This window comes from Achromobacter sp. 1014246743, from assembly GCF_059760725.1.
In genome coordinates this window covers 23,805-50,200 of sequence record NZ_JCBANA010000010.1, presented here as the reverse complement: position 1 = coordinate 50,200, position 26,396 = coordinate 23,805, and the positions used below count along the sequence as shown (strand labels likewise).

The following is a 26,396-nucleotide window of genomic DNA, read 5'->3' as shown; positions in this document are numbered from 1 at the left end:
GTAATATAGGATGCGTCCGCGCAAAGACGCAAAGGGCAGCCAGGAAGGAAAGCCTTCCTGACTGCCCTTTTATTCATTGGTGGCCGGTTGACCGGCCACCCGGGTTCAGCGAGCGCGCGAGATGCGCACTTCGGCGCCGCGGCGCTTGACCTCCAGCCCCTCGGACGGCGAGATGCGCAAGCCTTCCAGGCCCTTGATGTAGCTGGAGCCCTGCATCTGCATGACGCGGATCTTGTTGCGCATGACCACCGGGTTGTGCACCGGCATGCCGAACATCCAGACTTCGTCGAGGATACGCGCCGAATTGAACTCGCCCGTATGCTGCGCGGCGGGTCCCAGACAGAGCATGTGCCCTTCGCGACCGAACACCGGGAACTGGCCCAGCTCGCAGTCGATAGTCCAGGTGGTGCCGCCTTCGTAGCGGTGGCCGGTGTTCAAGTCCCACCAGGCCTCGCCCTTGGGCAGGTACACCCTAACCTGCTTGCCCGGTTCGGTGATCGGCGCCACCAGCAGGGCCGGGCCCAGCAGGTATTGCAGGTCCCATTCGTGGGCATGCGGATCGTTCGGGAACGACAGCGCCATGGACCGCTGCACCGGCAGGCCGGTGCGCGCGGCGTCTTCGATGGCGCCCAGCACATAGGGCACCAGGCGATAGCGCCATTGCATCCAGGTCTTGACCTGGGCCAGGGTCTCGTCGCCGAAGTCCCAAGGCATCAGGCCGGCCACGCCCTGGAAGGAGAAGTTCGCCGAGAACACGCCTGCGGTCAGCCAGCGCAGGTAGAGCTCCGGCGTCATGCCGGCCGCGCTGCGCGAGGCCGTGCCGATGCCGTGCACCTGCACGGGCAGGCCCGAGGCGCCGATGGACAGGGCCGTGCGCAACGTGTGGCGCAGGCCGTCCCAGGAATTGTCGACCTGCGGCCCCACCTGCCACGGCAGGCGCTGCGCCGCCGGAAACAGGTCGGTGCTGGGCACCACGCCTTCGGGCGGCACCTTCAGGCCGGCAACCGCGTCGAACAGCGCGCGGCGCACCAGCAGCGGATACATGCTGCGCAGCGCCGGGCCGGTTTCGCCGTTGCGGGCGTTGACGCCATCGGGAATGGCGATCTGGGCATCGCACGCGGGCGCGTCCAGGCCATCTTCGATCAGTTGGCGATGGCGCTCGACCCACAGGTTGTAGATGTCGCGGTAAGTCAGGTCCAACAGGCCATAAGGCTGGCCCGAAGTGGCGGCGTTGCCGTCGAATACCTGTGCCGAGCCGTCGTCCTTGGCCAGCAGCCAGCCGCGGTCTTCGAGTTCCTCGAACAGCGGGCTGGTCTTGATCACGCCCGGAAAGCCCGAGGCGGCGACGTGCACGTTGTGCTTGTGGAACAGGGCCAGCATCTGCTTGGCGTCCGGGAAGCGCTGGGCATCCCATTCGAACACGGCCTTGTCGGACTGAAAGCCCCAGGCCGCCGGCTGCGCCAGCGTGACGGCGTCGACCGGAATCTGGTTTTCGCGCATGCGGGCCAGCAACGCCACGGTCTGCGTCGGCATTTCGCCGCTCGCCTGCTGCAGCCACGCGCCCATCGCCCACAGCACCGGCTGGCCGGCGCGGCCGGTCAGCGCAGTGTATTGGTTCAGGATTTCAGCGGGCTCGCCGGCAAACAGGAAGACGTCGAGCACGGCATCGTCGACACTGACGATGTAGGCCGAATCGGCCGGCGCGGCGCCCACCGAATGCTGCACCCGGCGCATCGTGTTGACGTAGACGCCCCAGCCTCGCGGGCTCCATGCCAGCGGCAAGGCGCGATGCTCGGGATCGTCTGACACGACGGATTCGTCGCGGCGGTTCAGGTCGCCCGGGGTTTCGCCCAGGCCGTAGACGCGCTCGTCCGGCAGCAGGGTGAACCCCGCCGTCCAGGCTGCGTCGTCGGCCTGGTCCAGCGCGTTGTGCCCGAATGCGGGCGTATGCGCGGAAACCTCGGACTCGAACACCCGCTCGTCATTGCGGTACAACGCAATCCGCACGGGGTTGGATTGGATCTCCAGGGCAACGTCGCCCTGGGTGATGCGCCAACCGTCCCCGCCTTCGCGTGGCGCGATGGCGGCCTCGCCCACGGCCTCTTGGCGCGCGAGCAGCATTTCAGCCACGGCACGCGCACGCGCGCCGGGCTTGTCATCGGTAAGGTGGTTCGCCTCGCCGCAGCGCAGGCGAAAAACACCAGGCGCATGCGCCTCGACTACCAGGTGCAACCCATCGCCCGCGTCGAAATCGATGCGACTGGGGCGGGACGTCAGCAGCTCGATGGTGTCGAGCTGGGTAGTATGGGCAAAGTCGAACTTGGGCGGCACAGAGCATCCCCCGGCTTAAGCCAAAAACCATCAAAAGACGCTATTTTGACGGATTTGAGCTTTGAAATAAACTCGGTCCCTCTTTTGGATGGCGATATCATCCAAAAAAGGGGTCACAAAGCCCCCCGCCAACGCGTGTCCGGCCAACCACCGGTGCGCCGCCGGAACGCCAACTTTGAGCCCAAAGCGGGCTATTTGGCGCCAAATCCTGGCATTTCCCGCAATTCTACGCCACCTCGCCCGACTCCCCCCGGGGCGCTGAAGTTTTTTTCAGCGCGGCGAAATAAGTTGGGCCAGATCGGTTTCAAGGGGTGACGGTTCGCCGCAAAGGCGCGCGGCAATCAGATCCCCCATCAATGCCGACCACGACAGCCCCCGCGACGCATAACCGGCGGCCAGCCACACGCCCGGCGCATGCGCCAGCGGCCCCACGGCGGGCAGGCGCCCCGGCAACACCGCGCGCCACCCCGCCCAACCCGGCAAGGCGCCCGGCACCAACGCGTCGAACGCCGGAAATGCGCCCCCCAGCAGCCCCGCCGCCTTGTCCAGCGTGACCCGCTGGCCCTCGGCGCCGATGCCCGCCTGCGTCGCGCCATGCACATAGGTGCTGCCCACGACGCAACCGGCTCCGGTGTCCGGCAGCAGATAACCTTCGCCCCCCACCACGCAGCGGGGGCCGCCCGCCAAGGCCACGGCCGGCACCAGGGTCACTTCGCCGGCCAGCGCATGCATCTGCGCCACCCGCGGCAGGGGCGCCAGCCAGCCGCTGGCCTCCAATACCGCCTGCGCCCCGAAGGCGTTGGCCAGGATGACGGTGTCGGCCCGCGCCAATTCGTGGCCCGCCGCATCCAGGACACGCCAGCCGCCTGCCTCGGCCAGCACCCGCGCCACCGCGCCGGGCACGACCTGCACCCCGGGCGTCGCCAGCAACGCGGGAACCAGCCGGTCGGGCTGCACCAACATGCCCTGGCCAAAAAACACGCCGCCGCGTGCCAGTGGCAGTCCGGCCAACGCGCTGGCTTCATCGCGACTGACTTCGCGCACCCAATCGCGGGGGAAGGCCAGGGTTTCCAGCGTGCCGGCCAGCGCGGCCGCGCGGCCCGCGTCGCGTTCGAGCTGCACCGTACCGCAGACCGTCGGCGCCGCGCCAACAGGCAAGCCCGCCCAACGCGCCAACGCCCGGGCGCTGCCCGCGCGCGACAAGCGCGCCCGCGCGTTATCGTCCCGCGCCAGCACAGGCGTCAACGCCGCGGCGGCGTGGCCCGCATGGGCGGCAATGCCTTGCGCCAGCGAGGCATCCAGCACCGTCACGCGCCATCCGCGCAGCGCCAGCGACTGCGCGATCCCCGACCCGGCCAGCCCCGCCCCGACCACTACGGCATGGCGGTCCGCGTCGGCCACGGCAGGCGCCCCTGCCGCGGCGCCGGGCGCCGCCACCGAGCCCACGGTCATGTGCCATTTGCCGCCATAACCCGGCGCCCGACGCGCCTCGAAACCCGCCTCTTGCAAGGCTCGCCGCAATTCGCCCGTGCATGCCCAGGTCGCCACGGTGGCGCCGGGCGCCGCCAGCCGCGCCAGCGCCTTGAGCAGCGGCGCCTGCCACATGTGCGGATTGCGCTCGGGCGCAAAGCCGTCGAGAAAGTAAGCGTCCACCCTGGCAGACAGGCGCGGGGCCAGCGTCTGCGCATCGCCCAGACCCAGGGTCAGCGTCACCGCACCGCCCTCGAATTCCAGGCGGTGCAGGCCTGGCAGCAGCGGCGGCCATTGCGCCGCCAGTTGCGCGCCCAGCGCCGCCAGCGGCTCCGGGGCATGCCGCGCCAGCAACGCTGCGAGATCCGCGCGCGCAAACGGATGCGCTTCCAGCGACACCACGTGCAGGGTCCGCGACCGCTGCGGATCGTCGCGCCACGCGCGCCAGAGCGCCAGGAAGTTCAGCCCCAGGCCGAATCCGGTCTCGCATACCGTGAAGGCGCCTCGCCCACGCCAGCGTTCGGGCAGGCCATTGCCACGCAGGAACACATGTTCCGCCTGCCCCAACGCCCCCGACGGCGAGTGATACACGTCGCCATAGACCGGGCTGTAAAGGCGGCCCTGCGCATCGAATTCAGCGGCGGCGGGGGTCAGGGGAACGTAGGACGAGGACATGGAAACGGCGTATGGAACGAATGTCTGACACTAAGGATTATCGGACGACGCGGGGGGCGGCGTTGGATGGACGCCACGCACCATGCGGGTTTTGCGGGCGTGGCCACGAATTTGACGCATACCTGGGCTTACACTCGATTCATGGAAACCTATGATCAGCCCCGCTCGCTGGCTTCATCCATTGACCTGTGCGCCGCCATCGACGCGGCCGTCACAGCGGCGCATGCCGGTGCCGCCATCCTGCAATCCTACGCGCATCACCGCACCGATCTCGTGATCGACCGCAAGGCGCGCAATGATCTCGTATCGCAGGCTGACCGCGAAGCCGAGGCTGTCATTATCCAGGAGCTGCAGGCCCGCACGCCCAAGTTCGGCATCGTCGCCGAAGAAACCGGCGGCCAGGCCCAGGGCATTGCCACCTGGTACATCGATCCGCTCGACGGCACCACCAATTTCCTGCACGACATCCCCCACTATGCGGTGTCGATCGCCCTGATCGCGCATGCCGGCACGGCCATTTCGGCCAACGAACGCCTGGCCGTCGACACCCCCGTCGTCGGCGTGGTCTACGACCCCTGCCGCGAAGAACTCTTCACCGCCGTGTATGGCCTGGGCGCGTGGCTCAACGGTCGCCGCATCTCGTGTTCACGCACCCGCACGCTCGAAGACTCGGTGCTGGCCACGGGTTTTCCGTTCCGCGATTTTTCTTTCGCCAGCCAATACATGCCGATGCTGCACGAGGCCATCAACCGCGCGCGCGGCGTGCGGCGCATGGGCGCCGCGGCGCTGGATCTGGCCTGGACGGCCTGCGGCCGCTATGACGGCTATTGGGAAATGGGGCTGGCCCCCTGGGACGTGGCGGCGGGCACCCTGATCGTGCGCGAAGCGGGCGGCGCCTGCAGCGACATGCATCGCACGGATTCCTGGCCCATCGGCGGGCGCGTGGTAGCCGGCAACCGCGACATCGAACGCGCCCTGCACGACATGATTGCCCCGCACCTGGCCCCGCCGGGCTGACGCCCGGCCGCCGCGCATCAGCGCAGATCAGGCTGCGTGGCCCTGCGGCGCAGCGGCCTTGGCATCGGCATCGGGGCGCAGCTCACGCCGCAGGATCTTGCCGACGTTGCTCTTGGGCAGCTCGTCGCGGAACTCCACGAAACGCGGCCGCTTGTAGCCGGTCAGCTTGTCCTTGCACCACGCCTGCACCTGGGCTTCGGTCAGCGACGGGTCTTTCTTCACGACGAACACCTTCACGGCCTCGCCCGAATGTTCGTCCGGCACGCCGATGGCTGCGCATTCCAGCACGCCGGGCATCTGCGCCACCGCCGCTTCGACCTCGTTCGGATAGACCTTGAAGCCGGACACCGTGATCATGTCTTTCTTGCGGTCGACGATGCGGGTGTAGCCCTTGTCGTCCATGATGCCGATGTCGCCGGTGCGGAAATAGCCGTCGGCGGTCATGGCGTGGCGGGTTTCCTCCGGCTTTTGCCAGTAGCCCAGCATGACCTGCGGCCCGCGGATGGCGACTTCGCCGCGCTCGCCCAACGGCACTTCGTTGCCCGCGTCGTCAAGAATCGCCACCTCGGTGGACGGCAGCGGCAGGCCGATGGACCCGGAATACGCGGTGGCGTTGGTCGGGTTCACCGTGGCCACCGGCGACGTCTCGGACAAGCCGTAGCCCTCGACCAACGGCCGCCCGGTGATCTTCAGCCAGCGCTCGGCCACCGCCTGCTGCACCGCCATGCCACCGCCCAAGGTCAGCCGCAAGCCGGAGAAATCGAGCTTGGCGAAATCCTCGTTGTGGGCCAGCGCGTTGAACAGCGTATTGACGCCCGGAAACACGTTGATGGGCGTCTTGCGCCACGCCCCGATCAGCGAAGGCTGGTCGCGCGGATTGATGACAAGCACATTGCGCATGCCCGCGTGCAGGCCATACAGGCCGCAGACCGTCATGGCGAACACGTGGTAGAGCGGCAAGGCGCTGAGAATGGTGATCTGCCGCCCCGCCATGTCGTGCAGCGCGGGGCTGGCCACCGCTTCCATCTGCATCACGTTGGCGGTCAGGTTGCGGTGCGACAGCATCGCCCCCTTGGGCACGCCGGTGGTGCCGCCGGTGTATTGCAGCACCGCCAGATCGTCCATTGATATGGCGGGCGCGGCGAACGGCAGCCGCGCGCCCTGGGCCAGCACCTGCGGCAGCATGAGCGCGCCGTCGATGCGCCAGGCGGGCACCAGCTTCTTGATATAGCGGGCCGCCAGATTGACCAGCGGCGCCTTCAGGCCGCCAAGCAGGTCGCCCGGGCCCGTCACCACGATGTGCTTGAGCGAACCGCGGTCGGTGACGCTTTGCAGCGTGTGCGCGAAATTCTCGAGAATGACAATGACGGACGCCCCGCTATCGAGCAACTGGCGTTGCAGTTCGTCGGCGGTATAGAGCGGATTGACGTTGACCACCGCGTGGCCGGCTCGCAGCGTGCCCAGCATGGCGACCAGGTAGGCCGGCACGTTGGGCATCATCAGCGCGACGCGCGAGCCCTTGGGCAGCCCCAGGCTTTGCAGCCACCCTGCGAACGCCCGGGCATGCGCGTCCAGTTGCGCATAGGTGATGTCGCTACCCATGGCCGTCAGCGCAATGCGGGACGAATACTGCTTGCAGGCGCGGTCCAGCAGATCGGTCAGCGAGGTGTAGCCGTCGGTGGAGATATCGGCGGGAACCCCTTGCGGGTAATGGGCAAGCCACGGGCGGGTCATGGTGTTTGTCTCCATTAAATTGGCTTTTGATTGATGATAACCTTGTTGCGTTCCCAAATTCCGCTTGATCCCTCCCATGAAACTGCTCGAACCCATCGTCGCCTGGCACCACGACATCTCCCAGATCCGACGCGACATCCACGCCCATCCCGAACTCGCGTTCGAGGAATTCCGCACGGCGGACGTGGTGGCGGCCAAGCTTGAAGAATGGGGCATCGAGATCCACCGGGGCCTGGGCGGCACGGGCGTGGTCGGCATCATCCGCGGCAACCAGCCGGGCGAACGCGCCGTCGGCCTGCGCGCCGACATGGACGCCCTGCCCATGCAGGAAGCCAACACCTTCGACCACGCCAGCAAGCACGAAGGCAAGATGCACGCCTGCGGCCACGACGGCCACACGGCCATGCTGCTGGCGGCCGCGCGCTACCTGTCGCAGCACCGCGATTTCGCCGGCACGGTCTACGTCATCTTCCAGCCCGCCGAAGAAGGCGGTGGCGGCGCCAAGCGCATGATCGACGACGGCCTGTTCACCCGCTTCCCCATGGAGGCCGTGTTCGGCATGCACAACTGGCCCGGCATGAAAGCCGGCCAGTTCGGCGTGACCGCCGGCCCCATCATGGCGTCCAGCAACGAATTCTCGATCGTGATCAAGGGCAAGGGCACCCATGCCGGCATGCCCAACCTGGGCATCGATCCCGTGATGGCTGCCGTGCAGTTGGCGCAGTCGTTGCAGACCATCATCACGCGCAACCGCAATCCGCTGGATGCCGCCGTGCTGAGCATCACGCAGATCCACGCGGGCAGCGCCGACAACGTCGTGCCCAACCACGCCGAACTGCGCGGCACCGTGCGCACCTTCACGCTGGACGTGCTTGACCTGATCGAACGCCGTATGGAAGAAATCGCGCGCCACACCTGCGCGGCCATGGACTGCGAAGTGCAGTTCACCTTCCAGCGCAACTACCCGCCCACCATCAACCACCCCGACGAAGCCGCCTTCTGTGCCGACGTCATGCGCGGCATCGTCGGCGACGACATGGTCAACGATCACGTCCAGCCCACCATGGGCGCCGAAGACTTCGCCTTCATGCTGCAGGAATTGCCTGGCGCCTATGTCTGGATCGGCAACGGCACGGGCGACCACCGCGCCGCCGGCCACGGCCTGGGCCCCTGCATGCTGCACAACGGCAGCTACGACTTCAACGACGACCTGCTGCCGCTGGGCGGCACTTACTGGGTGCAACTGGCGCTCAAGCGCCTGGCCAAGGCCTGAGTCCCCGGGGCCGGCCGCGGCTAATTCGCGGCCTGGCCTGCCCCCACCGCCAGGCACATCGCCAGGAAACGCCGGGCCGCGCGGGCCGCTGCATCGGCATGCGGCACCAGGATGCTCAACGTGCGCGTCAGCGGCCGGGGCAGCAGCCGCAAGGCCGCCAGCGCGCCGTCTTCGTGCCGCATCGACATCGCCGACACGAATCCCACGCCCAGGCCGGCGCGCACCGCCTGCTTCACCCCTTCCACCCCCGCCAGTTCCAGGCCGATCGACGGCGCCAGCCCCGCATCCGCGAAAGCGCGTTCGACCAGTCGGCGCACGCCTGAACCCGGCTCGCGCATCACCAGCGCCGACGCCGCCAGGTCACGCAGCGTGACGGCCCCCTTGCCCGCCAGGGCGTGATCGGCCCGCACGATCGCCACCACTTCGTCCTGCCGCCAGGCGTGCACCGCCGTGTCGGCAGGCAGGCCGGCCGGCACATCGCCTTCGATGAAAGCCAGGTCCAGCGCCGGCAGGCGTTCAACGATTTCGCGGGTATTGCCATCGGACAGGTGCAGGCTGACCGCCGGAAAGGCATGCCGGAAATCGGCTACCAGCGCCGGCAGCAGGTAACTGGCCGGCGTCGTGCTGGCCCCCAGTCGCAGCGCACCGGTTTCCAGCCCGCGCCAGGATTCGCGCACCGCCTGCGCCTGTCGGTACACCTGACGCAGTTGGCGCGCCTGTTCGGCCAGGCGCTCGCCCGCGTCCGTCAGCGCAATGCCGTGGCCGCTGCGGCGGTACAGCGGCTCGCCGAACCATTCCTGCAGGGCCCGCAACTGGCCGGACACCGCCGGCTGCGACAGATGCAGCGCCTGCGCGGCGCGGCTGATGTTGCCGGCATCGGCAACGGCGGCAAAGGTAAGCAGTTGGTCTGGAGTCATGAAGAAGCACCCAATCCCAGGGCAGGCGGCCCGGGTCCGATTAACTATCAGGATTTCCGATATTACATATTCAAAATAAAGATTTTTCAAATAACGGGCCGGAAATTAATATTTCGTCTAGTTATGTAGATATGCCCAAAGGCCCGCCATGAGCTCCGCCACCAGCGCCACCGCCCCTCTCCCCGCCTCCCCGGCCGCCGCCCCTGCGGCAACCGCCACGCCCTGGCGCGACAAGCTCAACGGCGTGCTGTTCGTCGGCCTCATGGCCGCCGCCGTCATGCAGCTGGCGGACCTGCCCGCCATCCGGCAACTGGGTTTCTCGCCGTTGGTCGTCGGCATCGTCTGCGGCATGCTGTACGGCAACTTCCTGCGCGGCACCATGCCGGTCGACTGGGGTGTGGGGGTCAACTTCACCGCGCGCCGCCTCCTGCGCATCGCCGTCGCCTTTTATGGCCTGAACATCAGCATCCAGCAGATCGCCGCCGTCGGCCTGCCCGGCCTGGCCGTATCGGTGGCGGTGGTGGTGGGCACGCTCGTGATCGGCACCCTGGTGGGACAGCGCCTGTTGGGCCTGGACCGCGACACCGCCATGCTGACGGCCGCCGGCAGCGCCATCTGCGGCGCGGCCGCCGTGCTGGCCTTCGAACCCACATTGCGCGCAGCGCCGCACAAAAGCGCCGTGGCCGTCGCCACCGTGGTGCTGTTCGGCACCCTGTCCATGTTCCTGTACCCGGTGCTGTACCACGCCGGCTGGCTTCAGTTCGACACCCAGGCCCTGGGCATCTACATCGGCGGCACCATCCATGAAGTGGCCCAGGTCGTCGGCGCCGCCAGCAACATCGACCCGGCCACCACCGAAGTCGCCACCATCGTCAAGATGACCCGCGTCGCGCTGCTGGTACCCGTGCTGCTGGTGCTGGGCCTGTACCTGCGCAGCGCCGCCAGCCACGCCGGCGGCCAGGCCAAGGGCGCCAAGCTGCCCATCCCCTGGTTCGCGGTCGGCTTCCTGGTCCTGGCCATCATCAATTCGCTCAACATCATCCCGGCCGACGTTGTCGCCGCCATCCGCCGCCTGGACGTCTTCGCCCTGACCATGGCCATGACGGCGCTGGGCATCGAAACCCGCTTCGCCCAGATCCGCAAGGCCGGTCCCCGCGTGATGGCGCTGGGCCTGATCCTGTACGCCTGGCTGCTGGTGGGCGGCTACGGCATCGTCAAGCTGGCTTCGTGATCCGGCGATAAACCGCTGCGGCAGGCCCCCGGCACGCGCCCGGGGGCCACGTTTTTCCTGCATAATCGGCTGGTTGCCTTGCATTGGAGCCGGCCGCATGACCTCCAGCACCAAAACCCCCTTCACGACTTTGCCCGCCGATCGCGACGCGGTATTGCGCGTCATGCCGATGCCGGCGGACGCCAATATCCACGGGGATGTTTTCGGCGGCTGGATCATGTCCCAGGTCGACATCGCGGGGTCCATCCCCGCGGCCCGCCGCGCGGCCGGCCGTGTAGCCACCGTCGCCGTCAACGCCTTCCAGTTCAAGCAGCCCGTCTTCGTGGGCGACCTGCTCAGTTTCTACGCCGCGGTCATCAAGACCGGCAAGACGTCCGTCACGGTATCGGTCGAGGTCTACGCCGAACGCCAACGGCTGGATGCCGAAGTCGTCAAGGTCACCGAAGCCACACTGACCTACGTGGCCACCGACGAAGCGCGGCGCAGCCGCCCCCTCCCCATTCTTTGAGCCGTAACGCATGACGCAGTCCGCCGCCGCGCAGAAACCGCCTGCGACGCCCCGTCGCCTCGACCCGGAAGACGCGCAACACGCCCTGGCGGAAGTCCAGGAACGTCTGCGCCGCCAGCAATTGGTTGCCGACCTGGTCCATCGCCAGGAAGAAGGCGATGCCAAGGCCACCCTGGTCGAAGACCTGGTGCATCGCCAGCACGAAGCCGAACTCAAGACCCTGCTCGACGGCCTGCATCCGGCGGATATCGCCTTCATCCTGGAATCGCTGCCCAAGGATGAACGCCAGGCCATCTGGAAGCTGGTCAGCCCCGAGCACGATGCAGACGTGCTGCTCGAAGTCGAAGACTGGGTGCGCGAATCGCTGATCGAAGCGATGGACCGCCAGGACCTGGTGGCCGCCACCGGCAACATGGACGCCGACGAGCTGGCCGACCTGGCGCCCGACCTGCCGCCCGACGTCGTCGCCGAAGTCCAGAAAGGCCTGACCGAAGAAGAGCGTGCGCAACTGCTGGAAGCCATGGGCTATCCGGAAGACAGCGTCGGCGCCATCATGGACTTCGAAATGGTCCGCGTGCGCGAAGACGTCACGCTTGAGGTCGTGCTGCGCTACCTGCGCCGCCTGCACGAACTGCCCGACCACACCGACCAGATCTTCGTGGTCGACCGGCAAGACAAGCTGCAAGGCATCCTGCCCCTGTCGCGCCTCTTGGTCAGCGAGCCCGAAACCGAAGTGCGCGCGGTCATGAATTCGGACTTCCTGGCGCTCAACCCGCTGGATTCCGACGCCGATGCCGCCGGCGCCTTCGAACGTTACGACCTGGTGTCCGCCCCCGTCATGGACGACCAGGGTCGCCTGATCGGCCGCGTCACCATCGCCGACGTCGTCGACGTGATGCGCGAAGACTCGCAAGAGCAGGCCCTGTCACGTGCCGGTCTGCAAGAAGAAGACATCTTCGCGCCGGTCAGCACCGCGCTGCGCAACCGCGCGCCCTGGCTGCTGTTCAACCTCTGTACCGCGGCCACGGCGTCGTTCGTGGCATCGCAATTCGAAGGCACGGTCAGCCAGATCGTCATCCTGGCGTTCCTGATGTCCATCGTTGCCGGCATCGGCGGCAACTCGGGCAACCAGACCATGACGCTGATCATCCGCGCGCTGGCCATGGGCCGCATCACCGGGCGCAACCTGTGGCAACTGGTCAAGCGCGAGCTCTTCGTGACCCTGATGGTGGGGCTGTGCGGCAGCCTGGTGGCCGCCTTGTTCGCCTGGGCCATCTCGCATTCGCTGTCGATTGCCCTGGTCATGATGGCCGCCATGATCTGCAACATGCTGGTCGGCGCGTCCGTCGGCGTGCTGGTGCCCATGCTGCGGGCCCGCTTCGGCAAGGACCCCGCCATGGGCTCGTCGGTGCTGCTCACCTTCGCGACGGACTCGCTCGGCTTTTTCATCTTCCTGGGGCTGGCGACCATTTTCCTGCTGTAGCGCGTCCGCAACGGACGCGTGCATCAGTGTTTCATCGGATGTCATCAGCGGCCAGGTGACAGCTAAGTGACAGTCAATGTGAAAGGCGCTCCGTTACAGTAACGGAATTGTCATTCCATTCACTGCTCCACCCATGACCGCCAGACTCCGGGCAGCGCTGTTTTGCCTGCTGCTCTCGACTTTCAGCGCCGCCGCGCACGCCTGTGACAACCTGCCTTCCTGGGCGCAGTCCGCCTGCAACCGGATCGACCAGATCTGGACGGAAGGCGGCAACGACCTCTATTTCAGTGGCTATGCGTGGCACAACCGCGCGATGTACAGCCGCGACAAGATCAACAGCTTCAACGAATTGGCCTGGGGCGGCGGCTACGGCCGCAGCATCTACGACGAAGACGGCGACTGGCAGGGCCTGTACGCCATGGCGTTCCTGGATTCGCACAGCAAGGTGGAACCCATCGCCGGCTACGGGTTCCTGAAGATCGGCCGCGTGAGCGAGAACTTCCGCCTGGGCGCCGGCTACACGGTGTTCCTGACGGCACGCCACGACATCATGAGCTACGTGCCATTTCCCGGCGTGCTGCCGCTGGTCTCGGCCGGCTACAAGGACACCATGCTGTACGCCACGTACATTCCCGGTTCGCGCGGCGCGGGTAACGTGCTGTTCATGTTCGGCCGCTGGGCGTTCTGACGCGGCCACGCCACAGGATAGCGTCTGATATTTACGGGGCCGAAAGGCCCCGTTCGTCTGTCGGCGCCGCCTCAGCAGGGCTGAAGGCCCAGCCTGCGCACCAGCTCACCCAGGCGCCAGTCATCGATCCCGTGGGCCCGCAAGGCCCTCTCGGTTTCCACCACGTAGTCCAGGCAAGGCCCGGAATGCCCCACCGCATTGCGCACCGAGGCCAGCAGGCGATCATCGGACAGGTCGGCGGCGTATTCCTGGCAGGCGCGGTTCAGCAGGAACACCAGGCCCCGCACCGGCGCTTGCTCGGTATGGCAGGCCAGCCAACGCGGGGTATAGGCGCCGGTGACCATCTCGCGGCGCCACAGCGCCTGGAACACGGCCGGCACATCGCTCGCGGCAATCAGGAAGGCCACGCCGCGGCAACAGCCGCCGCGGTCCAGGCCGAACACCAATCCGGGATTGTCAGGGGAACCACGATGGTCATGCGACCACAGGCACAGAGACCGGTGGTAGCCACGCACCGTCGCCAGACGACGCTCGCGCCAGGCAAAACCGGGATGCCATATCAGGGAACCGTAGGCGAACACCCACAGGTCGTCGGTGCCGTTCCATCCAGCCAAAAGCTCGTCTACCGACGCGGGTTGCGTCTTCGCCAATCCGGCGCAGCCGGTGGGTACTGCCAACGACATAGGGTCCTCTGATATCCCGGTTCATTCCATAGCAGGAATGACGGATATGCTACGCCGCCTGCCGCGCAAAAGAATTGCGAGATTGCCGTCTCGCAACACCCCGAAAGAAATTTGTATTCCCGGGAAGGGGCGGCAAGAGAAAAAAATTGCGCGCCCAAGATCCCGACCGGGCGCCAGGGGGGCCCGCCCCGGGCGCTAGACGGCGTCCAGCGGCAGTTCGGTGGTGCTTTTGATGACTTCCATCGAAAAGCTGGCGCTGACGTCCAGCAGATCCACCGCCGCGATCAGGCGACGGTAGAACCGGTCATAGGCCGCCATGTCTTCGACCACCACCTTGAGCAGGTAATCGATGTCGCCCGCCATGCGGTGAAATTCCACCACATTGGGCAGCGCCATGACCGCGTTGATCAGGCTCTGCGTCCATTTCTCGTTGTGCTGGCTGGTCTTGATGGACACGAAAACCGTCAGGTTCAAGCCCAGCGCGCGCGGGTCCAGCAGGATGGCGTTGCGCGCGATGACACCGTCGTCCTTGAGCTTCTGGATGCGGCGCCAGCATGGCGTGACGGACAGATTGACCTGCTCGGCGATTTCGGCAACCGAGCAGGTGGCGTCCTTCTGCAGCAACGCCAAGATCTTGATGTCCGTCTGGTCCATGGGGTTTCCTCAAGCAATGTCGGCCCAATCTTGCCCTGTCGACCTGCGCCCGTCCAGCCGTGGAACACCCTTGCCCGCAAGCGGTCAGTAGGTCCCGGGGTAGCCGCCGCCGTCCAGCAGGATGTTCTGCGCCGTCATGTAGCTGGCCTGCGCCGAGCAGACGTAGGCGCACAACGCCCCCAGTTCTTCGGGCTGGCCATAGCGGCCGGCGGGGCTGGCGCGGCCGCGCTCGTCCCACAGTTGCTCGAACGTCTTGCCCGTCTGTTCCAGCATGCCTCGAATGTGGCGGGCCTGCGCATCGGTGGCAAAGGCGCCGGGCAGCAGGTTGTTGATGGTCACGTTGTGGCGCACGGTCTGGCGCGCCAGGCCGCTGACAAAGCCGATCAGGCCGGCCCGGGCGCCGTTGGACAGTCCCAGCTCGGCGTGCGGTGCCTTGACGCTGCGAGACACGATATTGACGATCCGCCCGAAACGCCGCTCGATCATGCCGTCCACCACCCGGCGGATCATGTCGATGGGGCCCAGCATCATCGAATCCAGCGCCGCGATCCAGTCCTCGTGGCTCCAGTCACGGAAGTCGCCGGGCATCGGGCCGTCGGCATTATTGATGAGAATGTCCGGATGCGGACACGCGGCCAGCGCGGCCTCGCGCCCCGCCTCCAGCGTCAGGTCGGCGGACACCCAGCCCACCCCGACGCCCGTCTCGCGGGAAATATCGGCTGCGGCTGCCTCCAGCGTCTTGGGATTGCGGGCCGCGATCGTGACCGCCACGCCCTCACGCGCCAATTGCAGGGCGCACGCGCGGCCCATGCCGCGGCTGCCGCCGAACACCAATGCGGTCTTGCCGCTGATACCCAGATCCATGCCTGACTCCCCAGAGTTGTGCCAAGAAGCGGATCAGTATAGGAGCGCCGGCCGGCCGCCGGGATGGAATTTTTTTCTAATCTTGCATGGCCGGCAGCCGAATTTGGCAAAGGCATTCCCGCCCGAATCCCTATGATGAAGGCTTGTCATTCAGGCGCATCCCCATGCCATCCGTCCACCTTGCCACCGCTGACCTGCGTGCGCTGTGCGAATCGGTGCAGGCCGCCCAGATGAACGCGGCCCGCTCCCTGCTGCGCGACCTGGCCGCCAGCGTCGCCAATGCCGGCGACATGCTGCAGGCCCTGCCCGCCGACCTGCGCGCCGGCCGCCCCGACACCTACACCCGCCACATCGCCTACGCCGACCCGCTGGGCGCCTTCACGGTGGCCTACCTGATCTGGCGCCCGGGCCAATTCAGCCCGGTGCATGGCCACAAGACCTGGTGCACCTACCAGGTCCTGCAGGGCGAATTGACTGAAACCCACTACCGCTGGGATGCCCAGGCCGATGCCGCCATCGCCTGCGGTGAAGTCCGCCGCCGACCCGGCGACATCGTCACCGCCAGCCAGGGGCTGCAGCAGATTCACCGGCTGGGCAATGCCGGCCCGGACGTCGCGGTGTCGCTGCACATCTATGGCGTGGCCCAGGCCGACCTGTGCACCGGCGTCAACCACCTGGTCGCCACGCCCGCCCCGCACTGAGCAAGTGCGGCAAGGACAGGCCGCCAATCCCGGGGCAGAATACGCTGGCCGGGGGCCAAAAAAACGGGGCCCGCGGGCCCCGTTGCTGCAGCGAGGGCCTCAACCCATCCACTGGCTGACTGGCGCCGCCGTATCCTGCAGCGGCTGCGCCACCACGTCGATCAGCGCCGGGCCATCGTGTTCCATCGCCGCCTTGATCGCTGCGTCCAGCTTGGCCGGATCTTCCACCCGCCAGGCCTTCACGCCGTAGGCCTCGGCGATGCGGGCGTGGTCGGTGCGATCGAAGTCCACGCTGTAATAGCGCTGGTCGTAACCGGCCTTCTGGCTGGCCTTGATCCAGCCATAGACCGAATTCGAAAACACGATCATCAGCAGCGGCGCCTTGTGGCGCACGATGGTTTCCAACTCGCCGACCGTGAAGCCGAAGCTGCCGTCGCCCATCACGGACACGCACTTGGACTGCGGCCGGCCCACCCAGGCGCCCAAGGCCGCCGACATCGAGAAGCCCAGCGCGCCATGCGCACGGTTGGTGATGAAATGGCGGCCGGGGCGCGAGACGTCGTAATAGGCCGAAAAATACGGGCAGGGGGTGCCCGGGTCTGCGCATACCACCGCGTCATCGGGCAACAGACGATTCAGCGACTGCACTACGCGCTCCGGACGAATCGGCGTATCCAGGCTGGCAGCCAGCGGCTCCAGTTGTGCCCGGCGCGCGGCCTTGGCGCGACCGGCCAGCACGGCGCCATCCACGGCATCGGACGGTCGATGCGCGCGGCGCGCCTGCACCTCGGCGCCCAGCGCCTCCAGCGCCAGCTTGGCATCGCCCACCAGGCCGACCTCGGTCAGGTAGTTGGCGCCGATCACCATCGGATCGATATCGATGTGCAGGATCGGCACGTCGCGGTTCGGGAAGCGCCAGTGTTCGGTCGACGTCGAGCCCGCGCGGCAGCCGACGAACAGCACCACGTCGGCCGCAGCCACCACGTCGCGCGTCGCCATCACGCCGCCGTTGGAACCCACCACGCCCGCGTTCAGCGGATGCGTGTCGGCCAGGCTGCCCTGACCGCTGACGGTCACGCAGACCGCGGCTTTCAGGGTTTCGGCCAGTTCCTGCAAGGCGCCGCTGGCGCCGGCGATCACCACGCCGCCACCGCAGATGATCACGGGCGAGCGCGCCCCCACCAGCCGCTGCGCGGCGCGCGCCACATCGGCGGGGTCCGGCGCAAAGCGCAGCGACGGAAAGCGCGCGTGCTCGGGCTGTGCCCACACGTCGGCCGCGTCCACTTGCTGCTTCATGACGTCATACGGAAAGCACAGGTGCGCCGAGCCGGGCTTGCCGGTCGTCATGGCGCGGAACGCGGCGCGCACCATGCCGGGAATCTGGTCCGCGCGGTCGATCGTGCGGTTCCATTTCGTCAGTGGCCGGTACAGGGCTTCCTGGTCCAGTTCGGTCAACGGGTACTTGCCGCGCGAGCCCACCGCCACATCGGACGTGATGCCCAGCACCGGAATGGACGACTCGTTGGCCTCCACCAAGCCCGGCAACAAATAGGTCGCGCCGCCGCCGCTCGGGCCTTCGCAGACGCCGACCTTGCCGGTCACGCGCGCATAGGCGTCGGCCATGTAGCCGGCACTGCGCTCGTCACGGGTCAGCACGTGCTGCATGCCATGGTCCAGGCGATAGAGCGCGTCGTAGAACGGCAGACTGGTGTCGCCGCACAGGCCGAAAATATGTTGGACGCCGTTGTGTTGCAGCATCCGCACCATTGCTTCGGCGCCGGTCAAGGTATCCATGTCTTCTCCACGCGATGCGCGGGACGGGCGGAACGCCGGGCGTCCCGCCGCGCTCCGCTCAGTTATCCAGGTTGATGTTGCTGCTCTTGATGAATTTGCTCCAGCGGTCGTATTCCGCCTTCACGTAGGCATCCAGGGCCGGGCCGTTGGACGCCACGATCTCGAAGCCCGCTTCCTGCAGCTTCTTTTTCACGTCGGGGTCGGCCAGCACCGTGTTGAATGCCTGGGTCAGCTTCTTGATGGTGGCGTCGGGCGTGCCCTTGGGCGCGAACATGCCGCTCCAGGAATACGCGACGAAGCCGGGAAATCCGGACTCGGCCACGGTCGGCACATTGGGCAGGTCGGGCAGGCGCTTCTCGCCGGCCACGGCCAGGGGTTTGATCTTGCCCGCCTGGATCTGGCCACGCAGCGCCGCGAAACTCAGCCAGGTCATGTTGGCCTGTCCGCCCACCACCGCCTGGATGGCCGGTCCGCCGCCGCCGTACGGCACGTGCAGCAGGTCGACCTTGGACAGGCGCTTGAGTTCTTCGGGCGCCAGGTGGTTCAACGAACCGACGCCGGTGGACGCGTAGTTGAATTTGTTGGGCGGCTGCTTGGCGGCCGCCGCCAGGAATTCCTTCAGGTTGTCGCCCGGCACGCCCGGGTTGGCGCCCAGCACCAGCGGAAAGCGCACGGTCTGGGTGATGGCGACGAAGTCCTTGAAGGTGTCATACGGCAGCTTGGGCTTCACGGCGGGGTTGATGCCGTGGTTGTCGAAGCTGACCAGCAGCGTACTGCCGTCCGGTTCCGCCCGCGCCACGAATGCGGTCGCGATCTGGCTGGCCGCCCCGGGGCGGTTTTCCACCACCACCGCGCGGCCGCCCAGCTCCTGCGACAGACGCGGCTGCAGGATGCGGGCCAGAATGTCGGTGCTGCCCCCCGGCGGATACGGCACCACCAGGATCAGCGGTTTTTCGTCCGCTGCCCGCGCGGGCGCGGCCGCCAGGCCGCCTCCCAGCGCGGCCAGCGCGCAGACGGCCGCCAAGGCGCGCCGGATCGTTGTGTAGGTCATGTTCTTTCCCCTGATGTTGTGGTGTTGGCCGGCGCTGCCGCGGCGGGTTCGGCCTGGTCCCGCATGTAAATCGTGGAAAAACCGGTGCGGATGACATCCGTGATCTGGTCCAGGCGGCGCCCGATGTGGCTGCGCATCATGTCCGGCAACGCGTCCACGTCGCGCCGCTCCAGCGCCTGGACGATGCGCATGTGCTCGCCCTGGGTATGGCTGCGGCGCCCCTGCTGCATGTCGATCCAGCGCACGAAATGGATACGCGCATTGACGCTTTCCAGCGCCCGCACGAATTCCTCGTTGCGCGTCAGGCGCGCCAGCGTCAGGTGAAAGGCTTCGTCCAGCGCCAGCAGCCGGGTGGCCTCGCTGTCTTCAGGCTCGTCGCGCGACCGCTCCACGAACGCCCTGAGTTCGGCCAGTTCTACATCGGTCGCGCGCTCGCAAGCTGCGCGCACGATCCCTGCCTCGAGCACCGCGCGATACTCGTAAAGGCTGTGGATCTGCTTGGCGTCCAGCAAGCGGGCGATGAAGCCGCGATTCACCGACCGGGTCAGAAACCCCTCGACCATCAGCTGGTTCAGCACTTCGCGCAGCGGCGTGCGGCTCACGTTCAGGCGCCGGGCCAGCTCCACTTCATTGATGCGCTCGCCCGGCTTGAACTCGAAGCTCACTGCCATCGCCTTGACGGCGTTGTACAGCTCGGTCTGTCCGGCCGAGGTGCGGGCTGCGGGTCGGGATTGCGTCATCGGAAGGGTCTGCCGTCAGGGCGTTCCAAGCAGTGATGAAGTGCATACTAAAGTGCATACACTTTGCCCCGCAACCCGGGTTTGCCCGGAAAGCGAGCACGAGCAATCCGCCCCCCTTTTACAGGGCAATGCGCAGGAAATGGGAAAAACAGAAGCGCGGCCGAGTGGCCGCGCCTGGGGCTCAAAGACCGGTATCGAGCGTGTAGTGCGCGCCGTCGCGGTTTTCCAGCGTCAGCGTGGACAAGGTCGGCACGGTTGCCGACGGGTCTTCCTGCACGTGGATGCGCAGGTTGGCCAGCGGCACATCCCAGCCCCCTGCGGCGGCTTCGGCTTTCACGCCGGCCACCAGGGCCAGGCGCTCAGCCACCTGGCGCGCCTGGGCAGCCCGTGCATCGATGCGTGTCAGGCTGCGGGCGCCATTGGGGTGCGCCATGAGTTCAGGCGACCACACGCACTCTGGTGTCAGATGGCGGCAGAAATACATGCGGATGCCGGGCAGCGGCTGCTCGGCGAAGCGCACGGTATGGAAACGAGCCTGCACTTCCTGGCCATCCAGCATGGCCGGCCGGCTCAATTCCTGCATGGGATTGACCGCGAAGCCGGCGGCGAGCAGGCGCTCGCGCGTGGCTTGGGCGTCATAGGTGCGAAACACCAGCGCTTCCAGCCCGAACGGAGAATCGGCGATTTCCTTGCGGGCTGGCGGCGCGCCGGGCGGCCAGCCCAGCAATTCGACGTAGGTGCCTTCCAGCACGATCAGGCGATTGCACGACCCCAGGTTGTGCACCGCCTTCTCGCTCAGGTGAAAGCCCTGCCGCTCGAAGTGCGGCGCCAGCGCATCCAACCGGTCGCGCACCATGACCACGGCATGGTCGAATTCGGTGTGGCCGACGGAATGCAGCATGGCGTCTATCCGGTCAGACCAGCTTGCCGTGGCACTGCTTGTACTTCTTGCCACTGCCGCAAGGGCACGGATCGTTGCGGCCCACCTTGGGCAGCACGTTGCGTTGCGGCTGCGCGCCCTCTTCCGTGGCCGACTGGGCCAGGGCCTCGTCGTAGTCGGAGTGGTGATACTGCACGTTCTGCACGTGCGGCTGGGCCGCTTCGGCTTCAGCCTGCTCGACCTGCTCGGAAGACTGCACGCGCACCGTCATCAGCACGCGCACCACGTCGTCACGAATGCGATCCAGCATGCCCGAGAACAGTTCGAAGGCTTCGCGCTTGTATTCCTGCTTGGGGTTCTTCTGGGCGTAGCCGCGCAGGTGGATACCCTGGCGCAGGTAGTCCAGCGCCGACAGATGCTCGCGCCAGTGCGTGTCGATCGCTTGCAGCATGATCGAACGTTCGAACTGCGACCACGATTCCGCGCCCACCTGCTCGACCTTGGCCCGGTAGATGTCGCGGGCCGCCGCGACCACGCGCTCGCGCAGGTCTTCGTCGGTCAGGGTGGCTTCCTTTTCGAGCATCTCGACCAGCGGCAGACGGATCTGCCAGTCGGCTTCCAGCGCCTTTTGCAGGGCCGGGATGTCCCACTGCTCTTCCACCGATTCCGGCGGCACATAGGTGTTGAACAGCTCGGTCACCGCGGCATCGCGCAGGTTTTCGACCGTGGCGCCGACGCTGGCAGCTTCCAGCACGTCGTTGCGCTGCGAATACAGCACCTTGCGCTGGTCGTTGGCGACGTCGTCGTATTCCAGCAATTGCTTGCGGATGTCGAAGTTGCGGCCTTCCACCTTGCGCTGCGCGGTTTCGATCGAACGGGTCACCATGCCTGCCTCGATGGGCTCGCCCTCGGGCAGCTTCAGGCGTTCCATGATGGCGCGCACGCGGTCGCCCGCGAAGATGCGCATCAGCGAATCTTCCAGCGACAGGTAGAAACGCGACGAGCCCGGGTCGCCCTGGCGGCCGGCACGGCCACGCAGCTGGTTGTCGATACGGCGCGATTCGTGGCGCTCGGTGCCGATGATGCGCAGGCCGCCGGCGGCCTTCACTTGCTCGTTCAGCGGCTTCCAGTCGGCGCGGATCTTTTCGATGCGCGCGTTCTTTTCGGCTTCGGACAGCGATTCGTCCGCGCGGATCAGGTCGACCTGCTTGTCGACGCTGCCGCCCAGCACGATGTCGGTGCCGCGGCCGGCCATGTTGGTGGCGATGGTGATGTGGCCCGGCTTGCCGGCTTCGGCGACGATCTCGGCTTCACGGGCGTGCTGCTTGGCGTTCAGCACTTCGTGCGGCAGCTTGGCCTTTTTCAGCAGGCCCGACAGCAGCTCGGAGTTTTCGATGCTGGTGGTACCCACCAGCACCGGCTGGCCGCGTTCGTGGCAGTCGCGGATGTCTTCGAGAATGGCGTTGTACTTTTCCGCGTCCGTCTTGAAGACCTGGTCGTTCTGGTCTTTGCGGATCATGGGCTTGTTGGTCGGGATGATGACCGTTTCGAGCCCGTAGATTTCCTGGAATTCGTACGCTTCCGTGTCGGCCGTACCGGTCATGCCGGACAGCTTTTCGTACATGCGGAAGTAGTTCTGGAACGTGATGGACGCCAGCGTCTGGTTCTCGTGCTGGATCTTCACGCCTTCCTTGGCCTCGACCGCCTGGTGCAGGCCGTCGGACCAACGGCGCCCCACCATCAGGCGGCCGGTGAATTCGTCGACGATGATGACTTCGCCGTCCTGCACCACGTATTGCTGGTCACGGAAGAACAGCGAATTGGCGCGCAACGCCACCATCAGGTGATGCATCAGCGCGATGTGGCGCGGGTCGTACAGCGACTCGCCCTCGGGCAGGATGCCCAGGCGCGCCAGGATGCCTTCGGCGTTGACGTGACCGGCTTCCGACAGGTAGACCTGCTGGCTCTTTTCGTCGACCCAGTAGTCGCCTTCGGGTTCCGGTTCCTGCGGCTTGGGCTCGGTGGCCATGCGGGTCAAGAGCGGCGGCACCGCGTTCATGCGGATGTACAGCTCGGTGTGATCTTCGGCCTGGCCCGAAATGATCAAGGGCGTGCGCGCCTCGTCGATCAGGATCGAGTCCACTTCGTCGACGATGGCGTAGAACAGCGCACGCTGGCGCCGGTCTTCAACACGGTATTCCATGTTGTCGCGCAGGTAGTCGAAACCGAATTCGTTATTGGTGCCGTAGGTGATGTCGGCCGCGTAGGCGGCTTTCTTTTCTTCGTTCGGCTGCTGCGGCACCACCACGCCCGTGGACAGGCCCAGGAAGTGATACAGGCGCCCCATCCATTCAGCGTCGCGGCGGGCCAGGTAGTCGTTCACCGTGACCACGTGCACGCCCTTGCGGGCGATCGCGTTCAGGTAGACCGGCAGCGTCGCCATCAGCGTCTTGCCTTCACCCGTGCGCATTTCGGCAATCTTGCCGCTGTGCAGGGCAATGCCGCCCAGCAGCTGCGCATCGAAGTGGCGCATGCCGAAGACCCGCTTGCCGGCTTCGCGCACGACGGCGAAGGCTTCCGGCAGCAGGTCGTCCAGGGAAGTGCCCTGGGCGTGGCGGGAGGTGAACTCCTCGGTCTTGGCCGCCAGCTCCGCATCGGAGAGCGCGGAGATCTTGGGCTCCAGCCCGTTGATCTGGGTTACCAGCTTGCGATACTGCTTAAGCAGCCGGTCGTTGCGGCTACCTATGAGTTTTTTGAGCAGAGAAACCATGCGTATGTCGGCCGCACGAACCACGCCGCGCCCGCAAACAGGCTGAGGGCAGCGTCGCCCGTGACTTGATGTTATTTGGTTGAGCGGGGGTCCGCTGGGAAACGAACCAGTTTAACGCACCTGGAGCGCAATAGCCTGATCCTATGGCCAGGCTGGCACTGTAGCCCGGATCGGGCCTCAGCGCGCGGCGCCGTTGGCGCCGACCTGCGCCACGGCCGGCGGCGCATGTTGCTGCGGCCCGAGGAACAGGCGCGGATCCAGCGGCTGCCCGGCCAGCCGGACCTCGAAGTGCAGGTGCGGGCCGGTGGACCGGCCGGACGAACCGACCCGGGCCACCTGCTGGCCACGTTCGACCAGTTGCCCCTGCTTGACCATCAGGGACGAGGCATGGGCGTAGCGGGTAATCAGGCCATCGCCGTGGTCGATTTCAACCATGTTGCCGTAGCCGGGCTGGAACTTGGCTTCCAGCACCACCCCACCCGAGGCCGCCAGGATCGGCGTGCCCGGCGGTGCGGCGAAATCCAGGCCTTCGTGCATGGCGGAACGCCCCGTCACCGGGTTGCGGCGCCAGCCATAGGACGAACTGAGATAGGGGTAATCGGTGATCGGCATCGCCGTGGGCATGCGCGCCTGGTCTGCCGAACGCCGCGTCAGCGCGGCATCCAGCAGCTTGAGGTTATCGGTCTGCAGCGCCAGCCGTTCCTGGATTTCGTCCAGCTGGCGGCCCAGCGCTTCGGCCGATGCCGCGCTGGGCGGCGCCCGGTCGGTGAACAGATCGTCCATGACCTGGGTCGCCTCGGGCGCATGGTTCGCATCGGTCGCCGCAGCGGCCAGTTGCTTGGCCACTTCCGGATCGGTATAGGCCACGCCGGCCACCTGGGCCACGCGCTGACCCAGGCCGTCGATGCTGACCAGCTTGGCTTGCAACGCCCCCACCTTGGCAGCCAGCAGGTTCATGTTGCCGCGCAGGAAGTCCGCATCGCGCCCCGGCTGCTCGGACAGCGGCCAACCCACGGTGTGTACGGCGGGCAGGATAGGAGTAATGTACCGTTGAAGCGCGGCGCCAAAGATGGCGGCCGTCATCAACGCGCCCCCCAGAAACAACGCCAATCGCGCGCCTCCCAGGGTGAAATGCCCGTCCTGCCCGTCGCGGGCATGCATAATCACGATTTTCAAGGTTTGCTTCCTAATTCTTAGAGCCGGGATGAATAGACCCACTTCATACCGTCAACGTTCCAGTTCCAGCCGGCGGAAAGAAAATACCGCCCTGGGATGGCTGGGTCATGACATGCGGGGCGCCGGCGTACTGGCGACCGCCCGCAAGCACTTGCAAATCCAATATGCGGTGGCGGCGATTCTGCCCGCCCCGTTGGGCGCCGTGTGCCAGGTCGGCAAGCTGGAAAACCAGCGCCTTCAACTGGTGGTGCCCAGTGCCGCGCACGCGGCGAAGATGCGTCAACTGGCCCCGCGCATCGCGCAGGCCTTGTCGGACCAAGGCTGGAACCTTAACGAAATTGCCGTCAAGGTACAAGCCGGCCTACCCAAGCCCGGCGCCCGCCAGCCGCTGCCCCCGAAAGAGGCGCAGCCTCTGGGCGATACCGCCCTGGGCGCTTTCGAAGCGCTGCACGACACCCTGCGCCCCGGCCCCCTGGCCGACGCGGTCGCCAAGCTTTTGAAGCACCACAAGAGTAGCTGAGATAGCCTAGCTTGTCCGGCACGCAGCCCGCCCGGATACCAAGCGAAACCAAGTTGTCGGACCGGATGATGCCTCGGGAAATACCTGGATGGCATCCGAAGGCGGAGGGGCGGCGGCAGGCGCCATCCCCGGACAGGGCTGGGCATCAGCTGGGGACGGACCCCGACGATGCCGCCCTTAGCGGCGAACCGGCATCAAGCCAGTTGCCATTCGTGCCGAAACGCCTGCGGCGCCGCGGCTTGCGATTCGTAGGTCACCAATTCCCAGGCGTCGCGCTGCGCCAGCAGTGCGCGCGCCAGCTGGTTGTTCAGGCCGTGGCCCGACTTGCAGGCCACATAGCGCGCCACCAGGGGTTTGCCCAGCAGATACAGGTCGCCGATGGCGTCCAGGATCTTGTGCTTCACGAATTCGTCGTCGTAACGCAGGCCGTCGCTGTTCAGCACCCGGTACTCGTCCATGACGATGGCGTTGTCCAGGCTGCCGCCACGGGCCAGGCCCATCGAGCGCAGCGCTTCGACTTCGTTGACGAAGCCGAACGTGCGCGCGCGAGCGATTTCACGCACGTACGAATGGGTGGCGAAATCGATTTCGGCAAAATTGGCGGTCGAGTCGATGGCGGGGTGGCGAAAGTCGATCGAGAAGGCCAGCGCGTACCCTTCATGGGGTTCCAGCCGGGCCCACTTCTCGGTGCGGCCTTCGCCCTCGCGCACTTCCACCGTCTTCAACACGCGGATGAACTGCTTCGGGGCGTTCTGCTCGACGATGCCCGCCGAGCGCAACAGGTAAACAAAGGTGGCCGCACTGCCGTCCATGATGGGGACTTCTTCGGCAGTGAGGTCGATATGCAGGTTGTCTATGCCCAGGCCGGCCAATGCCGACATGAGATGTTCCACCGTGGACACGCGAACATTGCCCTGCTGCAGCACGGATGCCATGCGGGTGTCGCCCACGCCGGTGGCCTGCGCGGGCAGGTCGACGACTTCGGGCAGATCGACGCGATGGAACACGATGCCCGTATTGGGCGCCGCCGGGCGCAGGGTGAGCTCGACCCGCCGTCCGGAGTGGACGCCGACACCAGTCGTGCGGACGAGATTCTGAATGCTGCGCTGTCGGAACATGAGACTAAGGTATTTTGAGCCAGGAAGCCGACAAGTTAAGAAGAGATTGCCGGCGTAACTGACGTATTGTAACTCTGTCCGGTTCCCAACGCCATCAAGGGCGCCTGGACCGACCGAT

The 26,396-nt window shown here is 66.6% G+C and carries 22 protein-coding genes; 8 read left to right on the top strand and 14 right to left on the bottom strand.

The features are described 5' to 3' along the window. Positions 1-105: 105 nt before the first annotated feature. Together AC6LJ2_RS06480 and mnmC are read right to left on the bottom strand one after the other, a co-directional pair. Positions 106-2,331: a glycoside hydrolase family 31 protein gene (locus tag AC6LJ2_RS06480; protein ID WP_498151039.1), complete on the bottom strand. Its 2,226-nt coding sequence runs from the start codon at positions 2,329-2,331 to the stop codon at positions 106-108. A gap of 270 nt (positions 2,332-2,601) precedes the next feature. After that, positions 2,602-4,476, bottom strand: a complete 1,875-nt coding sequence (gene mnmC, locus AC6LJ2_RS06475) for a bifunctional tRNA (5-methylaminomethyl-2-thiouridine)(34)-methyltransferase MnmC2/FAD-dependent 5-carboxymethylaminomethyl-2-thiouridine(34) oxidoreductase MnmC1 (protein WP_498151038.1) — start codon at positions 4,474-4,476, stop codon at positions 2,602-2,604. A 141-nt stretch (positions 4,477-4,617) separates the two neighbouring features. On the opposite strand from mnmC, the gene AC6LJ2_RS06470 reads away from it, so the two are divergent. Next, complete coding sequence (locus AC6LJ2_RS06470; protein WP_498151037.1) at positions 4,618-5,493, top strand: inositol monophosphatase family protein; 876 nt, start codon at positions 4,618-4,620, stop codon at positions 5,491-5,493. 27 nt (positions 5,494-5,520) lie between these two features. On the opposite strand, the gene AC6LJ2_RS06465 is transcribed toward AC6LJ2_RS06470, so the two are convergent. Continuing rightward, positions 5,521-7,227, bottom strand: a complete 1,707-nt coding sequence (locus AC6LJ2_RS06465; protein WP_498151036.1) for an AMP-binding protein — start codon at positions 7,225-7,227, stop codon at positions 5,521-5,523. Positions 7,228-7,303: 76 nt separating this feature from the next. On the opposite strand from AC6LJ2_RS06465, the gene AC6LJ2_RS06460 reads away from it, so the two are divergent. After that, the gene (locus AC6LJ2_RS06460) at positions 7,304-8,500 is read left to right on the top strand and encodes a M20 aminoacylase family protein (RefSeq protein WP_263913857.1); all 1,197 of its coding nucleotides are present in this window, start codon (positions 7,304-7,306) and stop codon (positions 8,498-8,500) included. Positions 8,501-8,520: 20 nt separating this feature from the next. Here AC6LJ2_RS06460 and AC6LJ2_RS06455 read toward each other — a convergent pair whose 3' ends face one another. Further along, the gene (locus tag AC6LJ2_RS06455) at positions 8,521-9,417 is read right to left on the bottom strand and encodes a LysR family transcriptional regulator (protein ID WP_263913856.1); all 897 of its coding nucleotides are present in this window, start codon (positions 9,415-9,417) and stop codon (positions 8,521-8,523) included. 148 nt (positions 9,418-9,565) lie between these two features. Between AC6LJ2_RS06455 and AC6LJ2_RS06450 the strand changes: the two genes are divergently transcribed. The 4 genes from AC6LJ2_RS06450 (at position 9,566) to pagP (ending at position 13,327) form a co-directional block, all read left to right on the top strand. Continuing rightward, positions 9,566-10,648: a YeiH family protein gene (locus AC6LJ2_RS06450; RefSeq protein WP_263913855.1), complete on the top strand. Its 1,083-nt coding sequence runs from the start codon at positions 9,566-9,568 to the stop codon at positions 10,646-10,648. 97 nt (positions 10,649-10,745) lie between these two features. Continuing rightward, on the top strand, positions 10,746-11,156 hold the full coding sequence (locus AC6LJ2_RS06445; protein WP_263913854.1) for an acyl-CoA thioesterase: 411 nt from the start codon (positions 10,746-10,748) through the stop codon (positions 11,154-11,156). Between the two features lie 10 nt (positions 11,157-11,166). After that, entirely contained in the window at positions 11,167-12,639 is a 1,473-nt protein-coding gene (mgtE, locus tag AC6LJ2_RS06440; protein WP_263913853.1) for a magnesium transporter, read from the top strand. Between the two features lie 133 nt (positions 12,640-12,772). Continuing rightward, positions 12,773-13,327 carry a lipid IV(A) palmitoyltransferase PagP gene (gene pagP / locus AC6LJ2_RS06435; RefSeq protein WP_263913852.1) on the top strand — a complete coding sequence of 185 codons (555 nt, stop codon included), beginning with the start codon at positions 12,773-12,775 and terminating at the stop codon, positions 13,325-13,327. Between the two features lie 71 nt (positions 13,328-13,398). On the opposite strand, the gene AC6LJ2_RS06430 is transcribed toward pagP, so the two are convergent. The 3 genes from AC6LJ2_RS06430 to AC6LJ2_RS06420 all read right to left on the bottom strand — a co-directional run bounded on the left by AC6LJ2_RS06430 (position 13,399) and on the right by AC6LJ2_RS06420 (position 15,528). Next, the gene (locus AC6LJ2_RS06430; protein ID WP_175190696.1) at positions 13,399-14,010 is read right to left on the bottom strand and encodes a gamma-glutamylcyclotransferase; all 612 of its coding nucleotides are present in this window, start codon (positions 14,008-14,010) and stop codon (positions 13,399-13,401) included. Positions 14,011-14,205: 195 nt separating this feature from the next. Continuing rightward, positions 14,206-14,664 carry an Lrp/AsnC family transcriptional regulator gene (locus tag AC6LJ2_RS06425; protein ID WP_025136643.1) on the bottom strand — a complete coding sequence of 153 codons (459 nt, stop codon included), beginning with the start codon at positions 14,662-14,664 and terminating at the stop codon, positions 14,206-14,208. An 84-nt stretch (positions 14,665-14,748) separates the two neighbouring features. Next, the gene (locus tag AC6LJ2_RS06420) at positions 14,749-15,528 is read right to left on the bottom strand and encodes an SDR family oxidoreductase (protein WP_263913851.1); all 780 of its coding nucleotides are present in this window, start codon (positions 15,526-15,528) and stop codon (positions 14,749-14,751) included. A 164-nt stretch (positions 15,529-15,692) separates the two neighbouring features. On the opposite strand from AC6LJ2_RS06420, the gene AC6LJ2_RS06415 reads away from it, so the two are divergent. Further along, on the top strand, positions 15,693-16,229 hold the full coding sequence (locus tag AC6LJ2_RS06415; protein ID WP_445658195.1) for a cysteine dioxygenase family protein: 537 nt from the start codon (positions 15,693-15,695) through the stop codon (positions 16,227-16,229). Between the two features lie 99 nt (positions 16,230-16,328). Here AC6LJ2_RS06415 and AC6LJ2_RS06410 read toward each other — a convergent pair whose 3' ends face one another. The 6 genes from AC6LJ2_RS06410 to AC6LJ2_RS06385 all read right to left on the bottom strand — a co-directional run bounded on the left by AC6LJ2_RS06410 (position 16,329) and on the right by AC6LJ2_RS06385 (position 24,625). Next, complete coding sequence (locus tag AC6LJ2_RS06410) at positions 16,329-18,023, bottom strand: thiamine pyrophosphate-binding protein (protein ID WP_498151035.1); 1,695 nt, start codon at positions 18,021-18,023, stop codon at positions 16,329-16,331. A gap of 58 nt (positions 18,024-18,081) precedes the next feature. After that, positions 18,082-19,074, bottom strand: a complete 993-nt coding sequence (locus AC6LJ2_RS06405) for a tripartite tricarboxylate transporter substrate binding protein (protein WP_445658193.1) — start codon at positions 19,072-19,074, stop codon at positions 18,082-18,084. Then, complete coding sequence (locus AC6LJ2_RS06400; RefSeq protein WP_263913847.1) at positions 19,071-19,814, bottom strand: GntR family transcriptional regulator; 744 nt, start codon at positions 19,812-19,814, stop codon at positions 19,071-19,073. The genes AC6LJ2_RS06405 and AC6LJ2_RS06400 overlap by 4 nt, the downstream gene beginning before the upstream one ends. A gap of 181 nt (positions 19,815-19,995) precedes the next feature. Continuing rightward, the gene (locus tag AC6LJ2_RS06395) at positions 19,996-20,715 is read right to left on the bottom strand and encodes a VOC family protein (RefSeq protein WP_263913846.1); all 720 of its coding nucleotides are present in this window, start codon (positions 20,713-20,715) and stop codon (positions 19,996-19,998) included. Between the two features lie 13 nt (positions 20,716-20,728). Further along, positions 20,729-23,464 carry a preprotein translocase subunit SecA gene (secA, locus tag AC6LJ2_RS06390; protein ID WP_263913845.1) on the bottom strand — a complete coding sequence of 912 codons (2,736 nt, stop codon included), beginning with the start codon at positions 23,462-23,464 and terminating at the stop codon, positions 20,729-20,731. Positions 23,465-23,641: 177 nt separating this feature from the next. After that, positions 23,642-24,625, bottom strand: coding sequence for a M23 family metallopeptidase (locus AC6LJ2_RS06385; RefSeq protein WP_263913975.1), 984 nt, complete (start codon positions 24,623-24,625; stop codon positions 23,642-23,644). A gap of 127 nt (positions 24,626-24,752) precedes the next feature. On the opposite strand from AC6LJ2_RS06385, the gene AC6LJ2_RS06380 reads away from it, so the two are divergent. Next, positions 24,753-25,160: a flagellar hook-length control protein FliK gene (locus AC6LJ2_RS06380; protein ID WP_175190689.1), complete on the top strand. Its 408-nt coding sequence runs from the start codon at positions 24,753-24,755 to the stop codon at positions 25,158-25,160. 194 nt (positions 25,161-25,354) lie between these two features. Here AC6LJ2_RS06380 and lpxC read toward each other — a convergent pair whose 3' ends face one another. After that, positions 25,355-26,278 (bottom strand): UDP-3-O-acyl-N-acetylglucosamine deacetylase, encoded by a 924-nt coding sequence (lpxC, locus tag AC6LJ2_RS06375; RefSeq protein ID WP_025136633.1) that lies wholly within the window; start codon positions 26,276-26,278, stop codon positions 25,355-25,357. Between the last annotated feature and the right edge of the window lie 118 nt (positions 26,279-26,396).

What these genes read in the sequence shown, in the direction of transcription:
- AC6LJ2_RS06450 (WP_263913855.1), top strand. Translation starts at nt 9,566, where the DNA reads ATGAGCTCCGCCACCAGCGCCACCGCCCCTCTCCCCGCCTCCCCGGCC.
- AC6LJ2_RS06385 (WP_263913975.1), bottom strand. Translation starts at nt 24,625, where the DNA reads ATGCATGCCCGCGACGGGCAGGACGGGCATTTCACCCTGGGAGGCGCG.
- pagP (WP_263913852.1), top strand. Translation starts at nt 12,773, where the DNA reads ATGACCGCCAGACTCCGGGCAGCGCTGTTTTGCCTGCTGCTCTCGACT.
- AC6LJ2_RS06445 (WP_263913854.1), top strand. Translation starts at nt 10,746, where the DNA reads ATGACCTCCAGCACCAAAACCCCCTTCACGACTTTGCCCGCCGATCGC.
- AC6LJ2_RS06395 (WP_263913846.1), bottom strand. Translation starts at nt 20,715, where the DNA reads ATGCTGCATTCCGTCGGCCACACCGAATTCGACCATGCCGTGGTCATG.
- AC6LJ2_RS06400 (WP_263913847.1), bottom strand. Translation starts at nt 19,814, where the DNA reads ATGACGCAATCCCGACCCGCAGCCCGCACCTCGGCCGGACAGACCGAG.
- AC6LJ2_RS06455 (WP_263913856.1), bottom strand. Translation starts at nt 9,417, where the DNA reads ATGACTCCAGACCAACTGCTTACCTTTGCCGCCGTTGCCGATGCCGGC.
- secA (WP_263913845.1), bottom strand. Translation starts at nt 23,464, where the DNA reads ATGGTTTCTCTGCTCAAAAAACTCATAGGTAGCCGCAACGACCGGCTG.
- AC6LJ2_RS06415 (WP_445658195.1), top strand. Translation starts at nt 15,693, where the DNA reads ATGCCATCCGTCCACCTTGCCACCGCTGACCTGCGTGCGCTGTGCGAA.
- AC6LJ2_RS06465 (WP_498151036.1), bottom strand. Translation starts at nt 7,227, where the DNA reads ATGACCCGCCCGTGGCTTGCCCATTACCCGCAAGGGGTTCCCGCCGAT.
- AC6LJ2_RS06425 (WP_025136643.1), bottom strand. Translation starts at nt 14,664, where the DNA reads ATGGACCAGACGGACATCAAGATCTTGGCGTTGCTGCAGAAGGACGCC.
- AC6LJ2_RS06420 (WP_263913851.1), bottom strand. Translation starts at nt 15,528, where the DNA reads ATGGATCTGGGTATCAGCGGCAAGACCGCATTGGTGTTCGGCGGCAGC.
- mnmC (WP_498151038.1), bottom strand. Translation starts at nt 4,476, where the DNA reads ATGTCCTCGTCCTACGTTCCCCTGACCCCCGCCGCCGCTGAATTCGAT.
- AC6LJ2_RS06405 (WP_445658193.1), bottom strand. Translation starts at nt 19,074, where the DNA reads ATGACCTACACAACGATCCGGCGCGCCTTGGCGGCCGTCTGCGCGCTG.
- AC6LJ2_RS06470 (WP_498151037.1), top strand. Translation starts at nt 4,618, where the DNA reads ATGGAAACCTATGATCAGCCCCGCTCGCTGGCTTCATCCATTGACCTG.
- AC6LJ2_RS06410 (WP_498151035.1), bottom strand. Translation starts at nt 18,023, where the DNA reads ATGGATACCTTGACCGGCGCCGAAGCAATGGTGCGGATGCTGCAACAC.
- lpxC (WP_025136633.1), bottom strand. Translation starts at nt 26,278, where the DNA reads ATGTTCCGACAGCGCAGCATTCAGAATCTCGTCCGCACGACTGGTGTC.
- AC6LJ2_RS06460 (WP_263913857.1), top strand. Translation starts at nt 7,304, where the DNA reads ATGAAACTGCTCGAACCCATCGTCGCCTGGCACCACGACATCTCCCAG.
- AC6LJ2_RS06380 (WP_175190689.1), top strand. Translation starts at nt 24,753, where the DNA reads ATGCGGGGCGCCGGCGTACTGGCGACCGCCCGCAAGCACTTGCAAATC.
- AC6LJ2_RS06430 (WP_175190696.1), bottom strand. Translation starts at nt 14,010, where the DNA reads ATGTCGTTGGCAGTACCCACCGGCTGCGCCGGATTGGCGAAGACGCAA.
- mgtE (WP_263913853.1), top strand. Translation starts at nt 11,167, where the DNA reads ATGACGCAGTCCGCCGCCGCGCAGAAACCGCCTGCGACGCCCCGTCGC.